This is a genomic window from Herbidospora sakaeratensis (assembly GCF_001570525.1).
Classification (GTDB): domain Bacteria; phylum Actinomycetota; class Actinomycetes; order Streptosporangiales; family Streptosporangiaceae; genus Herbidospora; species Herbidospora sakaeratensis.
Window position 1 is genome coordinate 859,329 of sequence record NZ_BBXC01000008.1, and the last position, 17,346, is coordinate 876,674.

Sequence of the window (17,346 nt, forward strand, 5' to 3'; positions counted from 1 at the left end):
TTCACGGGCGGTGTGCGGCCCGGCCCGGCGTCGCGATGAAACTTTCAGGAACGGCGCAGCCCCGCCGTCACCACGGCGACGAGCCGGTCGAGCGCGGCGGGATCGGCCAGGTCGGCCGCCAGGCACCCCGCCATCAGGGCCTTGACGTCGGCGTAGGTGACGTCGGGCCGGACCTCCCCCGACTCCTGGGCCGAGGCGAGCAGGGCGCGCAGGCGGGCGCTCACGTCGTGGCCGGCCTGGGCGGCGGCGGCCTCCACGTCGAACCCGGCCCCGCTCAGCGCCTCGGCCAGCCCCCGGTTGGCGGCCGCCTCGCGGACCAGCGTGGCGAAGAAGGCGAAGAAGGTCAGCGCGTCGGCGCGGTCGCAGAGCTCCCGCATACGGTCGAGGAGGACGGCCGCGAACAGGTCCTCCTTGGTGGGGAAATGGCGGCTGACGGTGCCGGTGCCGACCCCGGCGCGGCGGGCGATCTCGTGCACGGGCACGGACAGGCCCTCCGAGGCGAAGACCTCCGCCGCGACCTCCAGCACCCTGGCCCTGTTGCGCTGGGCGTCCGCGCGCATGGCACTCCCTCGTTGATAAACGGGATGACCGTCCCGTATATTCGAAACCGGGACGACCATCCCGATTCTAGGGGGACACCATGCCTTGGACCGCCTCGAACATCCCCGACCAGACCGGCCGCACGGCCGTGGTGACGGGGGCCAACACCGGGCTCGGTTACGAGACGGCCCGGCTCCTCGCGGAGAAGGGCGCGACCGTGATCCTGGCCTGCCGCGACCCGGAGAAGGCCCGCCGGGCGGCCGCCCGGCTCGGCTCGCCGAGGGTGCGCACGCTCCACCTCGACCTGGCCTCCCCGGCCTCGATCCGATCGGCGGCCGGGGAGCTGCGCGGCGAGCGCGTCGACCTGCTCGTCAACAACGCGGGCGGCATCCGCCCCCGCCACGCGGTGACCGAGGAAGGCCACGAACTGACCTTCGCCACCAACCACCTGGGCACCTTCGCCTTCACCGGCCTGGTCCTGGAGTGCCTGCTGCCCGTCCCGGGCTCGCGCGTGGTGACGGTCAGCAGCATCGGCCACTGCCGCGGCACCCTGAACCTCGACGACCTGCACTTCGAGCGCCGGTACGACTACCAGAAGGCCTACTTCCAGTCGAAGCTCGCCAACCTGCTGTTCGCCTACGAGCTGCACCGCCGGCTGACCGAGGCCCGCGCCGAGACCGTCTCGCTCGCGGCCCATCCGGGCAACGCCCGCACCGAGTTCGGCCGCGACATGTCACCGTTCGTCCGGCTGATGATGCGCCCGGCCCTGCGTCCCCTCACGTGGTGGCTGATGCACGACCCGCAGGTCGGCGCCCTGGCGGCCCTGCGCGCGGCCGTCGACCCCGCCGCGCGCGGAGGGGAGTTCTACGGCCCACCGGGACGCCTGCAGTTCACCGGCCACCCCGAACGCGTCGAGTCGAGCGCGGCGTCGTACGACACCGAGGCGCAACGCCGGTTGTGGTCGGAGTCGGAACGGCTGACCGGGGTCACGTACGACGTCGAAGTGCGCCGATTTCGCACATGATCTCCCCATCATCATCGCCACCTCGCCTCGGGTGACGGCTGCAATGGCGGGGTGAGGTTCTTCGTCGCGCAGGTGCTCCGGTTCGCGTGGGCCGAGGCGAAGGCGTGCGGGTTCGCGGTGGGGTTGTTCGCGGGGCTGGCCCTCTCCTCGGTGCTGCCGCTGCCCGTGCCGCGTTATGACGCGCTGTTCCTGTACGCCGTCGCGCTCACCGTCGTCTTCCGGGCGATGCGGTGGGAGACCAGCGAAGAGGTGGCCGTGATCGGCTGCTTTCACCTGGTCGGGCTGGCGTTCGAGCTGGTCAAGGTGCGGCTCGGGTCGTGGAGTTATCCCGAGGACGCCTACACGAAGTTCTTCGGGGTGCCCCTCTACAGCGGGTTCCTCTACGCCGCCGTCGGGAGTTACGTGTGCGCGGCCTGGCGGATCCTGTCGCTCAGCCTGGTCGCCTACCGGACGGTTCCGGTGACGCTGCTCGCGGTGGCGGTCTACGTCAACTTCGTCAGCCACCACTGGTGGGCCGACCTGCGGATCCCGCTGGCGGTCCTGCTGGTGGTCGTCACCTGGGGGACGGCGGTGCGGTTCACCGTGGGCGAGCGCCGCTACCGGCTGCCGCTGGCCCCGGCGCTGCTGCTGACCGGGTTCTTCCTCTGGGTGGCGGAGAACGTCGCCACCTACTTCGGCGCGTGGCAGTACCCCCACCAGCGGGACGGCTGGCGGCTCGTCCACACCGGGAAGATCGGGGCGTGGGCGCTGCTGGTCACCGTCAGCTTCGTGATCGTGGCCTCGTGGCGGGCGGCCCGGGAGCGGCGGGTCACGGCCGGGTGAGGCGCGTCTTCAGCGCCTTGACGTCGGCCGGGTCCATGCCTCCGGCCAGGAGATACGCCTCCGCGTCGAAGCCGTCGAGGGCGTCGTGCACGGCGGCGTGGAGCGTCGTCTTCTTGGTGCGCAAAATCTGCTCGATCTCCGCCGTCTGGTCGGTGATGCCCCAGGCCGCGTATAACGGCACCAGTCGCGACGTGCTCAGTCCGTAGTCGTCGGCGATGGCCTGCGGGGTCACCCCCGCCAGCGACAGCAGCAGCATGACGATCAACCCGGTCCGGTCGCGGCCCAGTTCGCAGTGGACGAGCACGCCGCCCTCCGGCGCGCGGGCCACCGCCGTCGCCGCGGCCACGCACTGCGCCGGCTTGGACTCCAGGAAGTAGCGGTAGTAGAGCGGCGTGCCGTCGAGCTCGTTGTCGAAGATGTGGTTCCAGACCGCCTCGTCGGCCATGTCGTCGAGGTCGATCCGGACCGTCGTCAGGTGGGCGGGCCGGAGGTCGGGGCGGTGCGCCTCCCGCAGGTCGACGACGGTCCGCACCCCGTGGGCGAGGGCGGCCGTCCAGCCGGCCGCCGTCAGGCGTTCGGGATTGTCCGAGCGGACCAGCGCGCCGAACGGTGTTTGGCCGCCGTCGTGGAGTGGGAGACCTCCCAGGTCTCGGGTGTTGTGACAGCCATCCCAGGACAGATGAGACATAGCACATCCTTTCACGACCATAAACCGACATTTATCTGACTCTCGGCATTGACCTACCCGACACGTCCAGTCAACGTCGTTGTCGCAGGTCGCCAGCGTGAAATGTCAATTTAACGCAGATATATCTTGACTTGTGAGCCCAGAGGGCCTATCACTTGGTGGGCAGAAGTCGGCGATCTCCCATATGGCGGCATGATGACAACTGAATCCGGTTCGGCTCAAAGTCGCGACGAATACCGGGCTATGCAGGCCGAGGCGTTCAACCGCATCGGGTCACGATACGACGATGCCTTTCCCCACAAGGAGGGGCAGATCGCGGCCGGGGAGTGGCTGATCAAGCAACTCCAGCCGGGCGCCCGCGTGCTCGACGTCGGGTGCGGCACCGGAGAGCCGACCGCCAAGCAGTTCGCCGACGCGGGCTGCGAGGTCACCGGGATCGACATCTCGCCCGTCATGCTCGACCTGGCGCGCAAGAACGTGCCCGAGGGCACCTTCCTGGAGCGCGACGTCACCGAGATCGACTCCTCACTTGGTCGATTCGACGCGGTGGTGGCGTTCTTCTCGCTGCTGATGCTGCCGCGGGCCGACATCGCGACGGCGCTGCAGAAGATCCACGACGTGATCGTGCCCGGCGGGCTGCTGGCGCTGAGCATGGTCGAGATCGACCTCGACGACGTGCCGTTCCAGTTCCTCGGCGCGCCCGTCCGCGTCACCGGCTACCTGCGCGAAGACCTGCGGGCCCTGGTCGAGGAGACCGGGTTCACCGTGGTCGTCGAGACCGACATCTCCTACGCGCCGGCCACCACGCAGGCGCCACCGGAGATCCAGCTGTTCCTCAACTGCCGACGGAACCAGTTCTGACGGCGCAGTGATCGACACCGAGGGTCTGGCGTTTCTCGGTGACACGGCACGGGCGATCGGCGAGTGCCTCGATCCGGAGCAGGCCGCACGGCTGCTCTGCGAGGCGGCCGTGCCCCGGCTGGCCGACGCCGCCGCCGTCTACCTCGACGGGGGTGCCGTGCACCGGCTCGATCCGCGGGGGCGGTTGCCCTCGCGCTGGTCGGGCGATCCGGCGGCCACGGTCCCCGAGCTCGTGGGCGGGCGGCTGCTGACCGTGCCGCTGCGCGCCTACGGCGAGGCCATCGGCTGCGCGGTGCTCGCCCGGGATCGTGAACGCGCCGAGTTCGACCAGGACGACGTGCTGGTCACCGGGCAGCTGGCGGTCCCGGTGGCGTTGACGATCTTCCACGGGCGATTACACCGCCGTCAGCTTGAGACGCTGGAGATCCTGCAACGCGGGATCCGGCCCGGTCAGCCTCCCTCCCTGCCCGGTCTGGAGATCGCGTTCCGCTACCAGCCCGCCGCCGCGCGCGTCGGCGGCGACTGGTTCGACGTCATCCCGCTGCCCGGCTCGCGGGTGGCCCTGGTCGTGGGCGACGTCATGGGCCACGGCCTCGACGCGGCGGCGATCATGGGACAGTTGCGCATCGCCGTACAGACCCTCGCCTCCCTGGATCTGCCGGCCGAGCAGGTGCTGCAGTCGCTCGACGAGATGGCGCAGCGGCTGGCCGCCCAGACGATCACGACCTGTGTCTACTGTGTGTACGACCCCGTCCTGCGCCGCTGCACCATCGCCAGCGCCGGACACCTGCCCCCGGTCCTCGTCAGCGCCGACGGCAAGGCCGAGGTGCTTCAGCCGCCCGCGGGCACCCCGATCGGGCTCGGGCGCAACGCGTTCGAGACGGTGGAGATCGCCGCCGACGACGACAGCGTGCTGGTCCTCTACACCGACGGCCTGGTCGAGGAGCGCGGCGAGGACATCGGCGTCGGGGTCGAGCGCCTGCGGCGCGGCCTGGCCGGGGTGCGGCCGCTCGAAGAGGTCTGCGCGAGCGTGGTCCCGGCCGCGCCGATGCGCGACGACGTGACCATGCTGGCGATCCGGTTCACCGGCATCCCCAGCGAGGACGTCGCCCAGTGGTTGCTGGAGCCGCAGGCCCAGACCCCGTCGCGGGTGCGCGGGCTGGTGCGGCGCACGCTGGCCGGCTGGGGGCTGCACACCCTCATCCCGACGGCCGAACTGCTCGCCTCCGAGCTGGTCACCAACGCGGTGCGGGCGACGGCCCGGCCGATCACCGTACGGCTGCTGCGCACCGACCACCTCCTGTGCGAGGTCAGCGACGACGACCACCGCATGCCGCGACTGCGCGAACCCGGCCGTTTCGACGACGAGGGGCGCGGCCTGTTCGTGGTGAGCCAGCTCGCCGACCGGTGGGGCACGAGCCGCGTCGCGGGCGGGAAGACGGTCTGGTTCAGCCTGCCGGTGAAGGGCGCCTGAAGACCAGGAAAGCCCGGCCGGCACGCGCTTCGCCCGGAAGGATGGCAACCGTGAAGCGCCTGCGGAATCTCGTCCACGACGACAATCTCGACCTCTACGCGCTGGCGCTGGTCGCGCTGGTGTTCACCGCGCTCGGGGTCGTCGGCCTGGCCGACACGGCCGCGCTCATCTCGGGCACGCTCGCCCTGCTGGCGTTCCTGGCGTTCTCGCAGATCAAGTCACGCCGCCAGGTCGCCGGGCTGGTCGCCGACCGGAACTTCCTGCGCGAGGACTTCCCGAAGGACCTGGCCGACCGCCGCGCGCGGGCCCGCGACTACCTGTTCATCGGGCGGTCGATGGCCCGGACGTTGAACACGGCCCGCGGCGAGCTGCGGACGATGTTGCTCAGCGGGGCGCGAATCCGGGTGATGATGGTCGACCCCGACGACGAGGCGGCCATCGCGGCGGCGTCCCTGCACAGCTTCAGCGGCTCCGATCCGAGGTTGCTGGTCCAGCGCATCCAGAGCGCCCTGGCCGAACTCGACTCGCTGCGCGCGAAGACCGGGGGGAACCTGGAGGTCCGCCTGGCCCGGTTCGTCCCGGCGCTGGGCGTTCAGGTCATCGACGGCACCTACCTCTGCGCGCAGCGGTTCGAGTACCTTCCCCCCGGTGAGAGCGGGCCGATCCTGGCGCTGGAGCCGCGTGACGGCGTCTGGTTCCACCGCTTCGCCGCCGAGGCCGAGCGGATGTGGGACGACGGGATCCCCTGGCCGAAGTAGTGCCGATCCCCTACCCGGTCTGAGTACGAGAGCGGTGCCCGCCATCGCCTCCAGGGAAGATCCTTTGGGGCATGAAATGGTGGATTTTCCTGGTTTCCCTGACTTTCGCGATATTCGCCGCCTGGTTGACCTTCTCGACCGGCGTGGCCCCGAGCACCGTGCTGGCGATCGGCGTCGGCGCGGTCAGCCTGATCTGGTTGCTGGTCCTGCTGACGGTGCCGTGGAACCTGTACTTCTCGGCCCGCCGGGTCGTCCACGAGACCGCGTTGTCGCGGGAGCGCGGCATCGAGGTGCCCCAGGCCCGTGAGGACGAGGCCCGGGGCATCGCGAAGCGGATGTTGCGGCTGGCGGTGCTCGGCCACGTGGTCTCCGCGGCGGTGATCGCGACGGTCACCTACTTCTCCGGGGAGTACGTCGGCTACTACTTCGCCGGCTTCTACCTGCTGGCCACCCTGTTCCGGCCCACGGGCGCCTACCTGGCCCACCTGAAGGACCGGGTCGGCACGCTGATGGAGGAGCTGCACTACCCGCGCCAGGACGTGGCGACGCTGCGCGCCGACGTCAAGGACCTGGTCGAGGCCCGGACCACCCTGGAGGCGTCGATCGAGACGCTGACCGAGGAACTGCGGCAGGTGCGCGGCGAACTGGCGGCGGCGCGGTCGGTGCTGGAGGACGCCGACCACGACCTGAACCGGCGCATCACGTCGATGACCCGAAAGTTCGACGAGACGGTCGACGGGCTGAGCGACAACCAGGAGCTCATCACCGGCCTGAAGGCGTTCCTCCGCCTGGTGCGCACTAGCTGACGGCCGGCATGGTCCGCAGTTCCCGCCCCTGGAGGGAGCCCAGCAGCCAGCCCTGCTCGTAGGGCACCACGTTGGCGGGCGCGGGGTCGAGGCCCGACAGGCTGCGCTCGATCCGGCCGCCGGGACCGATCACCAGGATCGAGCCGGCGATCGGGTCGTCCTCGTCGGCCAGCAGGGAGGCGGGCAGGCGGGCCGCCAGGCGGCGGGTCCAGGTGTTCGGCAGGATGCGCTCGTCGAGGAGGGGCACCCTGTCGTACACGGCCAGGAGCAGGCGGCCGTCGGGGAGCCGGGTGAAGCCGTCGCCGATGCCGGGGAGGCGGTCGAGGAAGGTCGTGGTCGTGCCGTCGGTCAGCGAATGGCGGGTGACGCGGTAGCGGGTCGACTCGACCACGAGCAGGGCCCGCTGGTCGTCGGTGACGACGATGCCGTTGGGGAAGTAGAGATCCCCGGCCAGGACGGTGGTGGTCCTGGTCGACGGGTCGTAGCGGAGGAGCCTGCCCCGGGGGCGGCCCTCCAGGAAGTCGTACACGGAGAAGGCGGATCCCGGCAGGGTCGAGTTGTTCAGCCTGCTGTTGGAGTCGGAGAAGTAGACCGTTCCGTCGGCGGCCACGGCGAGGTCGTTGGCGAATCTGATCGGCTCGCCGCCCGCCTGGTCCGTGAGCAGGGTGACGGCGCCGTCGGGCGCGACCGACTGGAGGCCGACGCCGTGGTTGGCGACCAGCAGGTGCCCGCGCGCGTCGAACGCCAGCCCCAGGGGCCGCCCGCCGACCTCGGCGAAGGGTTCCGGCCGGCCGCCGGGACGCAGGCGCACGACCCGCCCGTCGAGCAGACCGGTGTAGATCCACCCGGAGGCGTCGACCGCGAGGTCCTCCGGGCCGGGCAGCGTGCCGAGCGAGGCGACCCCGGCGGCGGGCGTGACCCGCGGGATCTTCGCGGGCGGCCCGGGGTCCCAGGCGACGGGGTCGAAGGGGTCGACGGGCGGGCGGAGGAACACGAGGAACGCGCCGGTCAGCAGCGCCACCGCGCCCAGCCCGATAAGGGCCGATCTCTTGAGGTTCACGCCGCCGAGTCTCGGGCGGGGGTCGGCGGCGCGGAAGCGTGCCCGCACGCATGCGGGGTGCGGCTGGCCTCACCCGTTCAGGTAGCGCAGCACCGCCAGGACCCGCCGGTGGTCGTCGGGGTGGGCGGGCAGGGTGAGCTTGGCGAAGATGCCCGAGCAGTGTTTCTCCACGGTCCGTTCGGCGATGCCGAGCCGGGTCGCGATGGCCTGGTTGGTGCGGCCTTCCGCCATCAGCGACAACACGGCCCGTTCGCGTTCGCTGAGCCCGTTGAGCGGGTCGCCGGGGCTGTCCCGGCGGCCGACGAGCTGGTCGATGACGACGGGGTCGAACGCCGCCCCGCCACCGCCGACCTGGCGCACCGCGGCGGCCAGGTCGGCCAGGTCGGTCACCCGGTCTTTCAGCAGGTAGCCCACGCCCTTCGCGCCGCCGTCGAGCAGTTCGACCGTGTACGTGAGGCGGACGTACTGGGAGAGCACGAGCACCCCCGTACCGGGATGGAGCCGCCTGATCCGGCCCGCCGCCCGCAGTCCCTCGTCGGTGCGGGTCGGCGGCAGGCGGATGTCGACGATCGCGACGTCGGGGCGGTGGTCGGCCACCGATTTGAGCAGCCCGGCGGCGTCGTCGTGGGCCCCGACGACGGTGAAGCCGGCCTCGGCGAGCAGCCTGACCAGGCCCTCGCGCAGCAGCGTGTTGTCCTCGGCGAGGGTCACCCGCACGGCAGCACCGCCCGGACGACGGTGCCGGCGCGGCCGTCCACGTGGAAGGTGCCGCCGCAGACGGCGACCCGGTCGGCCAGCCCGCGCAGCCCGGTGCCGCGCGAGGGGTCGGCCCCGCCGACGCCGTCGTCGCGGATTTCGACCGAGAGCACCCCGTCGGCCGCCTCGACGCGCACGGCCGCCTCGGTCGCTCCGGCGTGTTTGCGCACGTTGGCCAGCCCTTCGGCGACGACGTAGTAGGCGACGGTCTCGACCTCGGGCGGCAGGTCGCCGACGCGGGCCGTGACCCGCACGGGCACCGGCGACAACGCGGCCAGTTCCCCGACCGCCCCGGCGAGGCCCCGTTCGGTGAGCATCGGCGGGTGGATGCCCTGGGTCAGCGCCCGCAGGTCGCCGAGCACCGCGAGGAGGGTGTGCCGGGCCTCCCTGATCAGCGGCGCGGGATCGCGGGACGCCTCGGCCAGCGACAACGTCATCGGGATCGACAACAGGCGCTGCTGCACGCCGTCGTGGAGATCGCGCTCGATCCGCCGCCGTTCGGCCTCGGTCGCCTCACCGGCCTGCCGGATGCGCAGGCGCAACTCGGCGGCGAGCCGCTCGTTCCACAGCGCCAGCCCGGCCGCCGCGCAGGCGGCCTCGATCAGCTCGGGCTCCTCGAAGAGCAGGGGGTCGTGGACGAGCACCGCGAGCCGCTCCCCCGCCCGGTCGACCCGCGTGGCCCTGCCCTCGGGCACGTCGACGACCCGCCCGCCGAGGTCGACATAGCGCCCGGCGGCCCAGTAGCCGACCCGGAGCGTCGGATCGCGCAGCGTCGCGGCGAGCCCGGCCTCGATGCCGTCGGCCGGGACGTCACCCAGCCGCACCACGAGATCGGCCACGGCGACCCGCCGGTGCAGGAGCCCGGCCAGGTGGCCGACGGGCACCAGCCCGAGCGCGACCAGCAGCAGAACGCCGGCCAGGGGCTGGGTCGCGGCCACCGGCTTCAGCCCCAGCACCACCACGACGGCGACCAGCCCCGTCAGCGTGACCGGGTTGAACACCCGCCGCCGCGCCGCCGCGCTGCCCCGCCACCGCACCGCCTGGACCGCGATCACCGCCGCCCCGCCGACGGCCAGCCCCGCGAGCGGCACGAAGGCCGCCACCAGAAGCGCCCCGTAGACGACACCGACCCCCGCCCGCCGCGCGGCGGTCTCGGCCCGGCCGGTCGGGAACGTGATCAGCCAGTGCCCCAGCACGGCGGCCCACGCGCCGCTCACGACGGGCACGGTGGGCCCCAGCTTGGCGAGCAGCCAGAGCGAGCCGACCCCCACCAGCAGCGGCCCCGCGCGATAACGCGGCTGGACGGCCCATCCCACGATCCCGGCGACGAGGTAGGCGGCCCCGACGAGTAATTCGCCCACACCGGGAGTCTAGAAGCCACCTCGATGGACATCACAAAGTAAGTCAAGCCTTACCTTCCGTATCCCTCGTCTCCATACTTGGGCGGGTGGAAACCGAACAGCAGATCGTTGACGGCCTGTACGACCGCCTCGACGCCGCCGTCTCCGACACGCTGGCCGCCCGCGACCGCGCCCTGACCACCTCCGACGACCTGCACGCCCGCGACGTCGAACTGTCGCGGCTGACCCGCAGGCTCGGCGAACTCCGGGCCGCCGAACGTTCGTTGTGCTTCGGCCGGATCGACACCCCGGCCGGAGAGTCCCTGCACATCGGCCGGGTCGGCCTGCGCTCCCCGGACGGCGAGGTCGTCCTGGTCGACTGGCGCGCCGACGCCGCCCGCCCCTTCTACGCCGCCACCCCGGCGACCCCGCTGGGCCTGCGCCGGCGCCGCCACCTGCGGCTGAACAACCGCCGGGTCGTGGACGTCAGCGACGAGATCCTCGACGGCTCCTCCCCCACGCCCGACGACGTGGTCGGCGACGGCCCGCTCACGGCCGCCCTCAGCCGGGCCCGGACCGGCCGCATGCGCGAGGCCGTCTCGACGCTCCAGGCCGAGCAGGACGCCATCGTGCGCTCACCGCACCGGGGCGTCACCATCGTGGACGGCGGCCCCGGCACCGGCAAGACCCTGGTCGCGCTGCACCGGGCGGCCTACGTCCTCTACGCCTTCCCCGCCCTCGCCGGGCGCGGCGTCCTCGTGTACGGCCCCAACAGCCGCTTCCTCGACTACATCTCCGACGTGCTGCCGTCGCTGGGCGAGAACGACGTCCGGATGGCCACGCTGACCGACCTCGTGGGCCAGACCCCGGCCGACGCCGAGCCCGAGGAGGCGGCGCGGGCCAAGGGCGTCGCGGCCGTGGCCGCGGCGCTGGCCGGGCGGGTGCGCGCCCGGCAGCCGCGCGGGGTGCCGCTGGAGGTCAAGGTCGGCCAGGAGAGCCTGGTCCTGACCCCGGCCGAGGTCGACGCGGCCCGCCGCCACGCCGTGCGCGACGGCCTGGCCCACAACCCCGCCCGCGCCGTGTTCCTCGAGCACGTGGTCGACGCCCTCGTCGACCTGCTGGAACGGCGCACCGCCGAGGCGCTGGCCCGGCTCGACGCCGAGGTGGCGTCCATGCTCGGCGTCGACCTCGACGAGGCGGTGGCCGGCGACCTGCGCTCCCTCGGCCTCGACGACGCCCCGGCGGACGGACCGGAGTTCGACTGGGACGCCGTCCGCGAGCAACTCCTCGACGACCCGGCCGTCGACCGGGCGGTCGAGGCGGTGTGGCCGCGCCTGCGCCCCGAGGACGCGCTGGGCCGGGCCGCCCGCACCCGCGCCGACCTGGCGCTGCTCGACGAGGCCCGCGCGCTGGTCGACGGCCCGCCCGAGGAGGTGTACGGCCACATCGTCGTCGACGAGGCCCAGGAGCTCACCGAAATGGAGTGGCGGATGTTGCTGCGCCGCTGCCCGTCGCGCTCGATGACGGTCGTGGGCGACTTCGCCCAGTCGGGCTCGGCCACCACGGTCCGCTCCTGGCCCGAGGCCGTCGGCGAGCGCTTCGTCCACCACACGCTGACCGTCAACTACCGCACCACCGCCGAGATCCTCGGCCACGCCACCCCGCTGCTGGCCCGCATCGCCCCCGGTCAGCGGCCCTCCCGCTCGGTCCGCCACGGCGAGCCGCCGCGCACCGTGACCGGGGACCTGGAGACCGTGCGGGCCCTGGCCCGGGAGGAGGGCCACGGCCTGGTCGGCGTCATCGCCCCGCCCGGCGTGGCCGAGGCGCTGGAGGGGAGCGGCGCGATCGTCGTCGCCGCTCCCGACGCCCGTGGGCTGGAGTTCGACACCGTGCTCGTCGTCGACCCCGCCGCCATCGAGACCTACCGCGAGTCGGGCCCCAGGGACCTGTACGTCGCCCTCACCCGCGCCACCCGGCGGCTGATCGTCGTCACGCCGGCCGCAGGCTGATCGCCTCGCGCGGGCAACATTCGGCCACCTCCTCCGCGAGGGCGAGGTCGGCCGGATCGGTGAGCTCCTCCGCCCGCGCGACGGCCACGCGGTCGGCGCCGAGGGTGAACAGCCCCGGCGCGGTCGCCGAGCAGAGCCCCGTGCCGAAGCAGAGCGCCCGGTCGACCTCCAGCCGCCGCCCCATCAGAGGATCACCGGCAGGGCCCGGTAGTCGTTCAGCGCCCAGACCTCGTGGCGGCGGACCTCCTCGCGCGGGATCGCCAGCCGGATCCCGGGGAACCGCCCGATGAGCGCCGCCAGGGTCATCTCGCTGATGAGCCGGGCCGCCGCCGCGCCGAGGCAGTTGTGGATGCCGTGACCGAGCCCGAGATGCCGGGCCCCGGCGCGGGTGAGGTCGAGCCGGTGGGGGTCGTCGAAGACGGCGGGGTCGCGGTTGGCCGCCGCGACCATGACCATGACCGGCTCCCCCGCCCCGATGACCTGGTCGCGGACGCGGATGTCCTCGGTCGGGAACCGCCAGGGTGTGGAGGCCACCGGCGACTCGTACCGGAGCAGCTCCTCGACCCCCGTCCCGCCCAGGATGCCCGGATCGTCGGCGATCAGTTTGAGCTGGCCGGGGTGGTCGAACAGGGCCAGCATGGCGTTGGTGAGGAACATCTTGGTCGTGCCGACCCCCGCGATGATCATGATGATGACCAGCGCGTCGAGCTCGTCCCGGGTGATCCGCCCCTCCTCGTCGGCGGCCCGGATGAACGCGGAGGTGAGGTCGTCGCCCGGCTCGGCCCGCTTCAGCTCGACCAGCTCACGCCCGTAGGCGATGATGCGCTCCCGCGCGCCGGGGATGCGCGGGAAGTCGGCCGGGTCGGTGGAGATGAGCAGGTCGACGTCGCCCGCGAGCTGCTCCCGGCGCTCCAGCGTGAACCCGAGCCGCGTCGAGACGACCCGCGAGGGGATCAGCGCCGCGAACTCGGCGACGAGCTCCCTTTCCTGACCCGGCGCCCAATCCCGCATGGTGTCGTCGACGATTCCCCGGATGTCCTCCCGCCACCGGTCGACGCTGCGCGGCGTGAACGCGCTCATGGCGCAGCGGCGTACTTTGCCGTGCTGGGGCGGGTCGAGGCCGGGAATCGTCTGCGAAAGGACCGTGCCCGCGCTGACGGAAAGGCCGGACGCCTGGAATTCGGCGCTGCCGCGCCACTCGGCCGTGCTGAACCGGGTGTCGCCGAGGATTTCCATCGCGTCGTCGTACCTGGTCACGACCCACATGGGGACGTCGCCTATGGGGAAGACGTATCGGTGGACGGGCGAGTTCTCGCGCAGCCAGTCGAGGGCTTTATAGGGGTCACGGAAATAGTCGGGACTGAACAACTCGAATGGGACGACCGTATTCGACATGCGGTTTCCTTTTACGTTGATCAGGTCGCCCGCATCGTACATTCACGACTTCACCGGGAGAACGCCCCATGAAGAAACCACTGGCGTCGGACCCGCTGACGGGTGACGCCCTGACCGCCTTCGTCCCGGCCGCGCTCGGCGTCCCCGACGACGCCCCGATGCCGGCGGCCCTGGTCGTGGTCCGGTGCGGCGACCATCTGCTCCTGGTCCACGACCGCTACCGCGCGCAGTGGGAACTCCCCGGTGGCCGAATCGACCCGGGCGAGGGGCCGCACGAGGCGGCCGTCCGCGAACTCCACGAGGAGAGCGGCCTGCGGCTGCCCGCGCTCAGCCTCGCCGGCTACGCGCGTTTCGAGCTCACCCGACCGGTACGCACCGAATATGCCGCCATCTATGTCGCCGAGGTCCCGGCGCGCCACGACGACTTCACGCCCAACGAGGAGATCGCCGCGATCCACTGGTGGGACACGACAGGTCCGCCGCCCGAAGGCGCCCAGGACATCGACGTGACCTTGGGGCTCCTGCTCATTCGATGACGACCTCGGTGGTCCAGCGGCGTTCGTCCGCGCCGAGCAGGGTGATGCGCCGCAGGAGCCCGTCCGGGTCGACGCCCTTGGCGTCCACGCACACGGTGAGCCCGGCGGCGGCGCGGCACCGGCCTCCCGGCATCGTCAGCGGGCTGACCTGGATGGTGACCGACGCCCCGTCGGGGCCCGCGTAGAACATCGCCAGCTCCCACGTCTCGTCGTCGGTGAAACCGGGACGCCAGAAGTGGACTTCGGTGACGTCGAGACCGGCCGGCAGGCCCTCGATGCGCAACGGCAGCGGCACGGGCCGGGTGCCGATCGTCACGTCCGCCGCGACGCGCAGCAGGACCGCCCCCTGATCGGCCTCCTCCATGTAGTAGCCGTGCAGTTCGGCCCACCGGCCGTCGGGCACCCGCCATCGCAGGAAGGCGTCGCCTCCGTTGAGGGGATCGCGCGGATCCTCGGTGATCCAGTACGCGCGCCGCCCGTTCACCGGGGGCGCGGGCAGCGCGGTCCGGCCGTCCTCCAGCGGCGGGTCGTCGTCGGCCTCGTACATGCGGAGCCACAGGCGCATGCCCCATTCGCCGCCCGCGCGGGCCATCACCTGGTCGCCGTGGGCGCCGACGGTGTGGCTGACGCCGATCACCGAATCGGGCAGCCAGCCGAACGCGGCATGGGCCAGGAGAGGGTCGCGGCCCTGGGAGAGCGAGGCGACCGCGACCGTCACGTCGTCGCCGCCGTTCACGACCGCCACGCCGCCGAACAGCACCCCGCAGGCCAGGACCCCGCCGGCCACTCGTACGGCCCTGCGCCGCCGCCGGCCCGCGGCCCGGACGGCCGGTACGTCCAGCCGCATCGGCGGAGCCGGCGAACGGGCCAGTTCCCGCAGGCCGGCGGCGAGTCCATCGGCGTCCAGGGTCATGATGTGACCTCCTCGGCGCTGGGCTGGAGTAGGCGGCGCAGCCGGTCGATCCCCCGGGCCGACTGGCTCTTCACGTTGCCCTGCGAGCACCGCAACGTGACGGCGGTCTCCTCGACCGACAGGTCGCAGTAGTACCGCAGCACCAGCACGGCCCGCTGGCGGGGCGGCAGGCTCGCCAGCGCCCGGCGCAGGTCGAGCACGCCGTCGAGGTCGCCGCCGGCGGCGGGCCGCTCCTCCTGCCCGCCGAGGGGGATCACCCGGCGGACCCACGACGACCGGCGTTCGGCCAGGTAGGCGTTGACCAGGACGGTGCGCGCGTAGCCGTCGGGGTTCTCGACCGCGCGCACCCGCGACCAGTTCAGGTAGAGCCGGGTGACGGCGACCTGCAGCAGCTCGTCGGCGCCGTGCCAGTCGCCGCACAGGAGGAAGGCGACCTGCCGCAGCCACGCCGACCGGGTGTTCACGTAGCCGGTGAACTCCTCGTCGTGCGCGGACGGTCCCGCCACTCGCCTTCACCTCCTCGTGTCATCGATCTAATGCGCCGGACGGGCCCGAGGTTGCACGGGACTTGTCGTCCCCCTTCTCTAAGATCACGTCGCATGTCCCCCGATGGCTTATGGCGGAAGATCAGGATCGGCGTCGTCGGTCTGCTCCTCGCGGCGGCGGCCGCGGGTCTCGTGCTCGGCGACACCTGGCTCTGGGTGGCCGTCCAGTGGTCGCCGCCGCCCTTCATGGGGTTCTACGCCACCGACGAGTTCGACCCCGCGACGGTCGCCGCGCTGGTCGGGGCGGCGGTGCTGAAGGCCGCCTTCGTGTGGTCGATCCTGCGGGCGCCCTCGCCGGGGCCGGTGACCGGCCGCGAGAAGGCGCTGCGCCTGCTGTTGTACGGGGCGGTGGCGTACGGCCTGGTGTTGTGGCTCCCCTTCGATCTGCTGCCCGGCCCGATCGTGACGGCTTTGCTGCTCGTGTGGTGGACCGCGATCGACGTCCTCCTCCTGCTGGTCGTCCGGTGGCGGTCGCGTGTGCTGCGGGCGGCGGCGGGGGTGGCGTTCGCCGTCGAGGTGGCCGGGCTCGCCGACGAGTTGCTCGACGCGCTCAACCTTCCCCAGCTCGGGCCCCGCCCCTACATCGACCTGGTCTGGCTGGTGTCCGGCCTGGCGGTGACCGTCGTCACGCTCGCCGGGCAGCGGCGCGACGGCCGCTGGAGCGCCGGCACCCTGCTCGCCGGATGGGCGTCGCTGGGCGTCCACGCGCTGTCGGTCGTGTACCAGTTCGCCTCCGGCGGCCGTTTCCCCGGCGGGCCGCTGTCGGTGACGGTCCTGCTCGACGCGGCGGGCTTCGTCACCCTCGTGTGGCTCGCGGGCACCGCCCGTGAGATGTCCGCCGACGCCCTCCCCGCCGTCCCCTCGCCCGCACGGCGGCGGCTGATGCGCGCGGTGGCGGCGACCGTGGCCGTCGTGCCGGTCGTGGCGCTGGTCCACCCGGAGCAGACTCCGCACCTGACCTTCAGCGGCTGGTCGACCGACTGCTACGACGGCTCCCACTTCGGCGACCTCGACCCCGCGGAACGCGACGCCATGTTCCTGTGCCGGGCCCGCAGCCAGGAGGGCGGGGTCCCGCCCCTGTTCCCCGACACCCTGTCCGACCAGGGCGTGCTCGGCTACGGGCGCACCCTGTGTCACGCCCGCGACCGCGCGGAACAGGAGGCGATCCTGCGGCGCGCCGGCAGCGAGCGGCCCGGCGCGAGCGCCGACCCGTGGGACCTCGTGTACGTCTGCCCGGAGGTCGTCGGCGTGGCCAACCCCGAACTGCTGCACACGGCCGAGGAGGCGGAGGCGGCCGACGCCGCCGCCCTCGCCGCCGAGAACGCCCGCTGCCGCGACCCGTGGCCCCAGAGGAAGGGCGTCGTCCAGGCGTCGGCGAAGTACTTCCTGTTCGCCGACGGCGACCCCGGCTACATGATCTACGACCCCGAGGACGAGTCTCCCGGGCCCGGCATGGACGATCTCTTCGCTACCGACGACACGATCGTGGTGGCCGAGGGCAGCGCGGCTCTCGTCGGCCACGTGGCCGACGTCGTCGACCTCTGCCTCACGGTGAAGGCCTTCCGCAGCCCGCCGCCGAAGCGCACGGCCGGCTGGGACCACGTCGCCGAGGTGCCGATCCTGAGCCCCACCGGGCAGCTGACCCTGCCGGAGATGGCCGACGGCGTCGGCCCGGGCGCCCCGATGCCGAACCTGGCGGTCGCGGGCAAGGGCCGCTACCGGCTCCGGGTCCACGTGCGGGTCCGCGGCGGGGAGGAGGAACACCTGGTCGTCGTGTTCCCCGGCCGGTCGGGGAAGAGGCTCACGCTGAGGTGACCGG

The 17,346-nt window shown here is 72.6% G+C and carries 18 protein-coding genes; 9 read left to right on the forward strand and 9 right to left on the reverse strand.

Annotated features, from left to right (window positions below):
• Positions 1-44: 44 nt before the first annotated feature.
• Positions 45-560: an SbtR family transcriptional regulator gene (locus tag AW271_RS09655; protein WP_062335065.1), complete on the reverse strand. Its 516-nt coding sequence runs from the start codon at positions 558-560 to the stop codon at positions 45-47.
• Between the two features lie 80 nt (positions 561-640).
• On the opposite strand from AW271_RS09655, the gene AW271_RS09660 reads away from it, so the two are divergent.
• Both AW271_RS09660 and AW271_RS09665 read left to right on the forward strand, forming a co-directional pair.
• The gene (locus AW271_RS09660) at positions 641-1,564 is read left to right on the forward strand and encodes an oxidoreductase (RefSeq protein ID WP_062335067.1); all 924 of its coding nucleotides are present in this window, start codon (positions 641-643) and stop codon (positions 1,562-1,564) included.
• 51 nt (positions 1,565-1,615) lie between these two features.
• Positions 1,616-2,386 (forward strand): DUF817 domain-containing protein, encoded by a 771-nt coding sequence (locus tag AW271_RS09665; RefSeq protein WP_062335069.1) that lies wholly within the window; start codon positions 1,616-1,618, stop codon positions 2,384-2,386.
• Here the strand turns inward: AW271_RS09665 and AW271_RS09670 are convergent.
• Positions 2,373-3,074, reverse strand: a complete 702-nt coding sequence (locus AW271_RS09670; protein WP_062335071.1) for a tyrosine-protein phosphatase — start codon at positions 3,072-3,074, stop codon at positions 2,373-2,375. The genes AW271_RS09665 and AW271_RS09670 overlap by 14 nt on opposite strands.
• A gap of 195 nt (positions 3,075-3,269) precedes the next feature.
• Between AW271_RS09670 and AW271_RS09675 the strand changes: the two genes are divergently transcribed.
• The 4 genes from AW271_RS09675 (at position 3,270) to AW271_RS09690 (ending at position 6,973) form a co-directional block, all read left to right on the forward strand.
• On the forward strand, positions 3,270-3,935 hold the full coding sequence (locus tag AW271_RS09675) for a class I SAM-dependent methyltransferase (protein ID WP_062335307.1): 666 nt from the start codon (positions 3,270-3,272) through the stop codon (positions 3,933-3,935).
• A gap of 7 nt (positions 3,936-3,942) precedes the next feature.
• A complete protein-coding gene (locus AW271_RS09680; protein WP_062335073.1) occupies positions 3,943-5,409 on the forward strand; it encodes an ATP-binding SpoIIE family protein phosphatase in 1,467 nt (488 codons plus the stop codon).
• A 50-nt stretch (positions 5,410-5,459) separates the two neighbouring features.
• Entirely contained in the window at positions 5,460-6,167 is a 708-nt protein-coding gene (locus AW271_RS09685) for a hypothetical protein (RefSeq protein ID WP_062335075.1), read from the forward strand.
• 71 nt (positions 6,168-6,238) lie between these two features.
• Complete coding sequence (locus AW271_RS09690) at positions 6,239-6,973, forward strand: coiled-coil domain-containing protein (protein ID WP_062335076.1); 735 nt, start codon at positions 6,239-6,241, stop codon at positions 6,971-6,973.
• Here AW271_RS09690 and AW271_RS09695 read toward each other — a convergent pair.
• The 3 genes from AW271_RS09695 to AW271_RS09705 form a co-directional block, all read right to left on the reverse strand.
• Positions 6,966-8,033 carry an SMP-30/gluconolactonase/LRE family protein gene (locus AW271_RS09695; protein WP_169806302.1) on the reverse strand — a complete coding sequence of 356 codons (1,068 nt, stop codon included), beginning with the start codon at positions 8,031-8,033 and terminating at the stop codon, positions 6,966-6,968. The two genes, AW271_RS09690 and AW271_RS09695, sit on opposite strands and share 8 nt — an antisense overlap.
• A gap of 69 nt (positions 8,034-8,102) precedes the next feature.
• Positions 8,103-8,750, reverse strand: a complete 648-nt coding sequence (locus AW271_RS09700) for a response regulator transcription factor (protein ID WP_062335079.1) — start codon at positions 8,748-8,750, stop codon at positions 8,103-8,105.
• The gene (locus AW271_RS09705; protein WP_062335080.1) at positions 8,741-10,150 is read right to left on the reverse strand and encodes a sensor histidine kinase; all 1,410 of its coding nucleotides are present in this window, start codon (positions 10,148-10,150) and stop codon (positions 8,741-8,743) included. Before AW271_RS09705 ends, AW271_RS09700 begins: the two co-directional genes overlap by 10 nt.
• An 86-nt stretch (positions 10,151-10,236) precedes the next feature.
• Here AW271_RS09705 and AW271_RS09710 point away from each other — a divergent pair, with 86 nt between their 5' ends.
• Positions 10,237-12,138 carry a HelD family protein gene (locus AW271_RS09710; protein WP_245653002.1) on the forward strand — a complete coding sequence of 634 codons (1,902 nt, stop codon included), beginning with the start codon at positions 10,237-10,239 and terminating at the stop codon, positions 12,136-12,138.
• Here AW271_RS09710 and AW271_RS09715 read toward each other — a convergent pair.
• Positions 12,119-12,322, reverse strand: a complete 204-nt coding sequence (locus AW271_RS09715) for a ferredoxin (RefSeq protein WP_062335084.1) — start codon at positions 12,320-12,322, stop codon at positions 12,119-12,121. The genes AW271_RS09710 and AW271_RS09715 overlap by 20 nt on opposite strands.
• Complete coding sequence (locus AW271_RS09720) at positions 12,322-13,533, reverse strand: cytochrome P450 (RefSeq protein WP_063817946.1); 1,212 nt, start codon at positions 13,531-13,533, stop codon at positions 12,322-12,324. Before AW271_RS09720 ends, AW271_RS09715 begins: the two co-directional genes overlap by 1 nt.
• 68 nt (positions 13,534-13,601) lie before the next feature.
• Here AW271_RS09720 and AW271_RS09725 point away from each other — a divergent pair, with 68 nt between their 5' ends.
• Entirely contained in the window at positions 13,602-14,069 is a 468-nt protein-coding gene (locus tag AW271_RS09725) for an NUDIX hydrolase (RefSeq protein ID WP_062335090.1), read from the forward strand.
• Here the strand turns inward: AW271_RS09725 and AW271_RS09730 are convergent.
• Both AW271_RS09730 and AW271_RS09735 read right to left on the reverse strand, forming a co-directional pair.
• Positions 14,059-14,982, reverse strand: coding sequence for a hypothetical protein (locus AW271_RS09730; protein WP_062335092.1), 924 nt, complete (start codon positions 14,980-14,982; stop codon positions 14,059-14,061). The two genes, AW271_RS09725 and AW271_RS09730, sit on opposite strands and share 11 nt — an antisense overlap.
• Positions 14,979-15,488, reverse strand: coding sequence for a SigE family RNA polymerase sigma factor (locus AW271_RS09735; protein ID WP_062335094.1), 510 nt, complete (start codon positions 15,486-15,488; stop codon positions 14,979-14,981). The genes AW271_RS09730 and AW271_RS09735 overlap by 4 nt, the downstream gene beginning before the upstream one ends.
• Before the next feature lie 93 nt (positions 15,489-15,581).
• Here AW271_RS09735 and AW271_RS09740 point away from each other — a divergent pair, with 93 nt between their 5' ends.
• Positions 15,582-17,342 (forward strand): DUF2339 domain-containing protein, encoded by a 1,761-nt coding sequence (locus AW271_RS09740; protein ID WP_062335096.1) that lies wholly within the window; start codon positions 15,582-15,584, stop codon positions 17,340-17,342.
• Positions 17,343-17,346 lie beyond the last annotated feature (4 nt).

Coding starts and splice junctions, on each gene's coding strand:
- AW271_RS09655 (WP_062335065.1), bottom strand. CDS start 560: ATGCGCGCGGACGCCCAGCGCAACAGGGCCAGGGTGCTGGAGGTCGCG.
- AW271_RS09660 (WP_062335067.1), top strand. CDS start 641: ATGCCTTGGACCGCCTCGAACATCCCCGACCAGACCGGCCGCACGGCC.
- AW271_RS09670 (WP_062335071.1), bottom strand. CDS start 3,074: ATGTCTCATCTGTCCTGGGATGGCTGTCACAACACCCGAGACCTGGGA.
- AW271_RS09675 (WP_062335307.1), top strand. CDS start 3,270: ATGACAACTGAATCCGGTTCGGCTCAAAGTCGCGACGAATACCGGGCT.
- AW271_RS09690 (WP_062335076.1), top strand. CDS start 6,239: ATGAAATGGTGGATTTTCCTGGTTTCCCTGACTTTCGCGATATTCGCC.
- AW271_RS09715 (WP_062335084.1), bottom strand. CDS start 12,322: ATGGGGCGGCGGCTGGAGGTCGACCGGGCGCTCTGCTTCGGCACGGGG.
- AW271_RS09720 (WP_063817946.1), bottom strand. CDS start 13,533: ATGTCGAATACGGTCGTCCCATTCGAGTTGTTCAGTCCCGACTATTTC.
- AW271_RS09725 (WP_062335090.1), top strand. CDS start 13,602: ATGAAGAAACCACTGGCGTCGGACCCGCTGACGGGTGACGCCCTGACC.
- AW271_RS09730 (WP_062335092.1), bottom strand. CDS start 14,982: ATGACCCTGGACGCCGATGGACTCGCCGCCGGCCTGCGGGAACTGGCC.
- AW271_RS09740 (WP_062335096.1), top strand. CDS start 15,582: ATGTCCCCCGATGGCTTATGGCGGAAGATCAGGATCGGCGTCGTCGGT.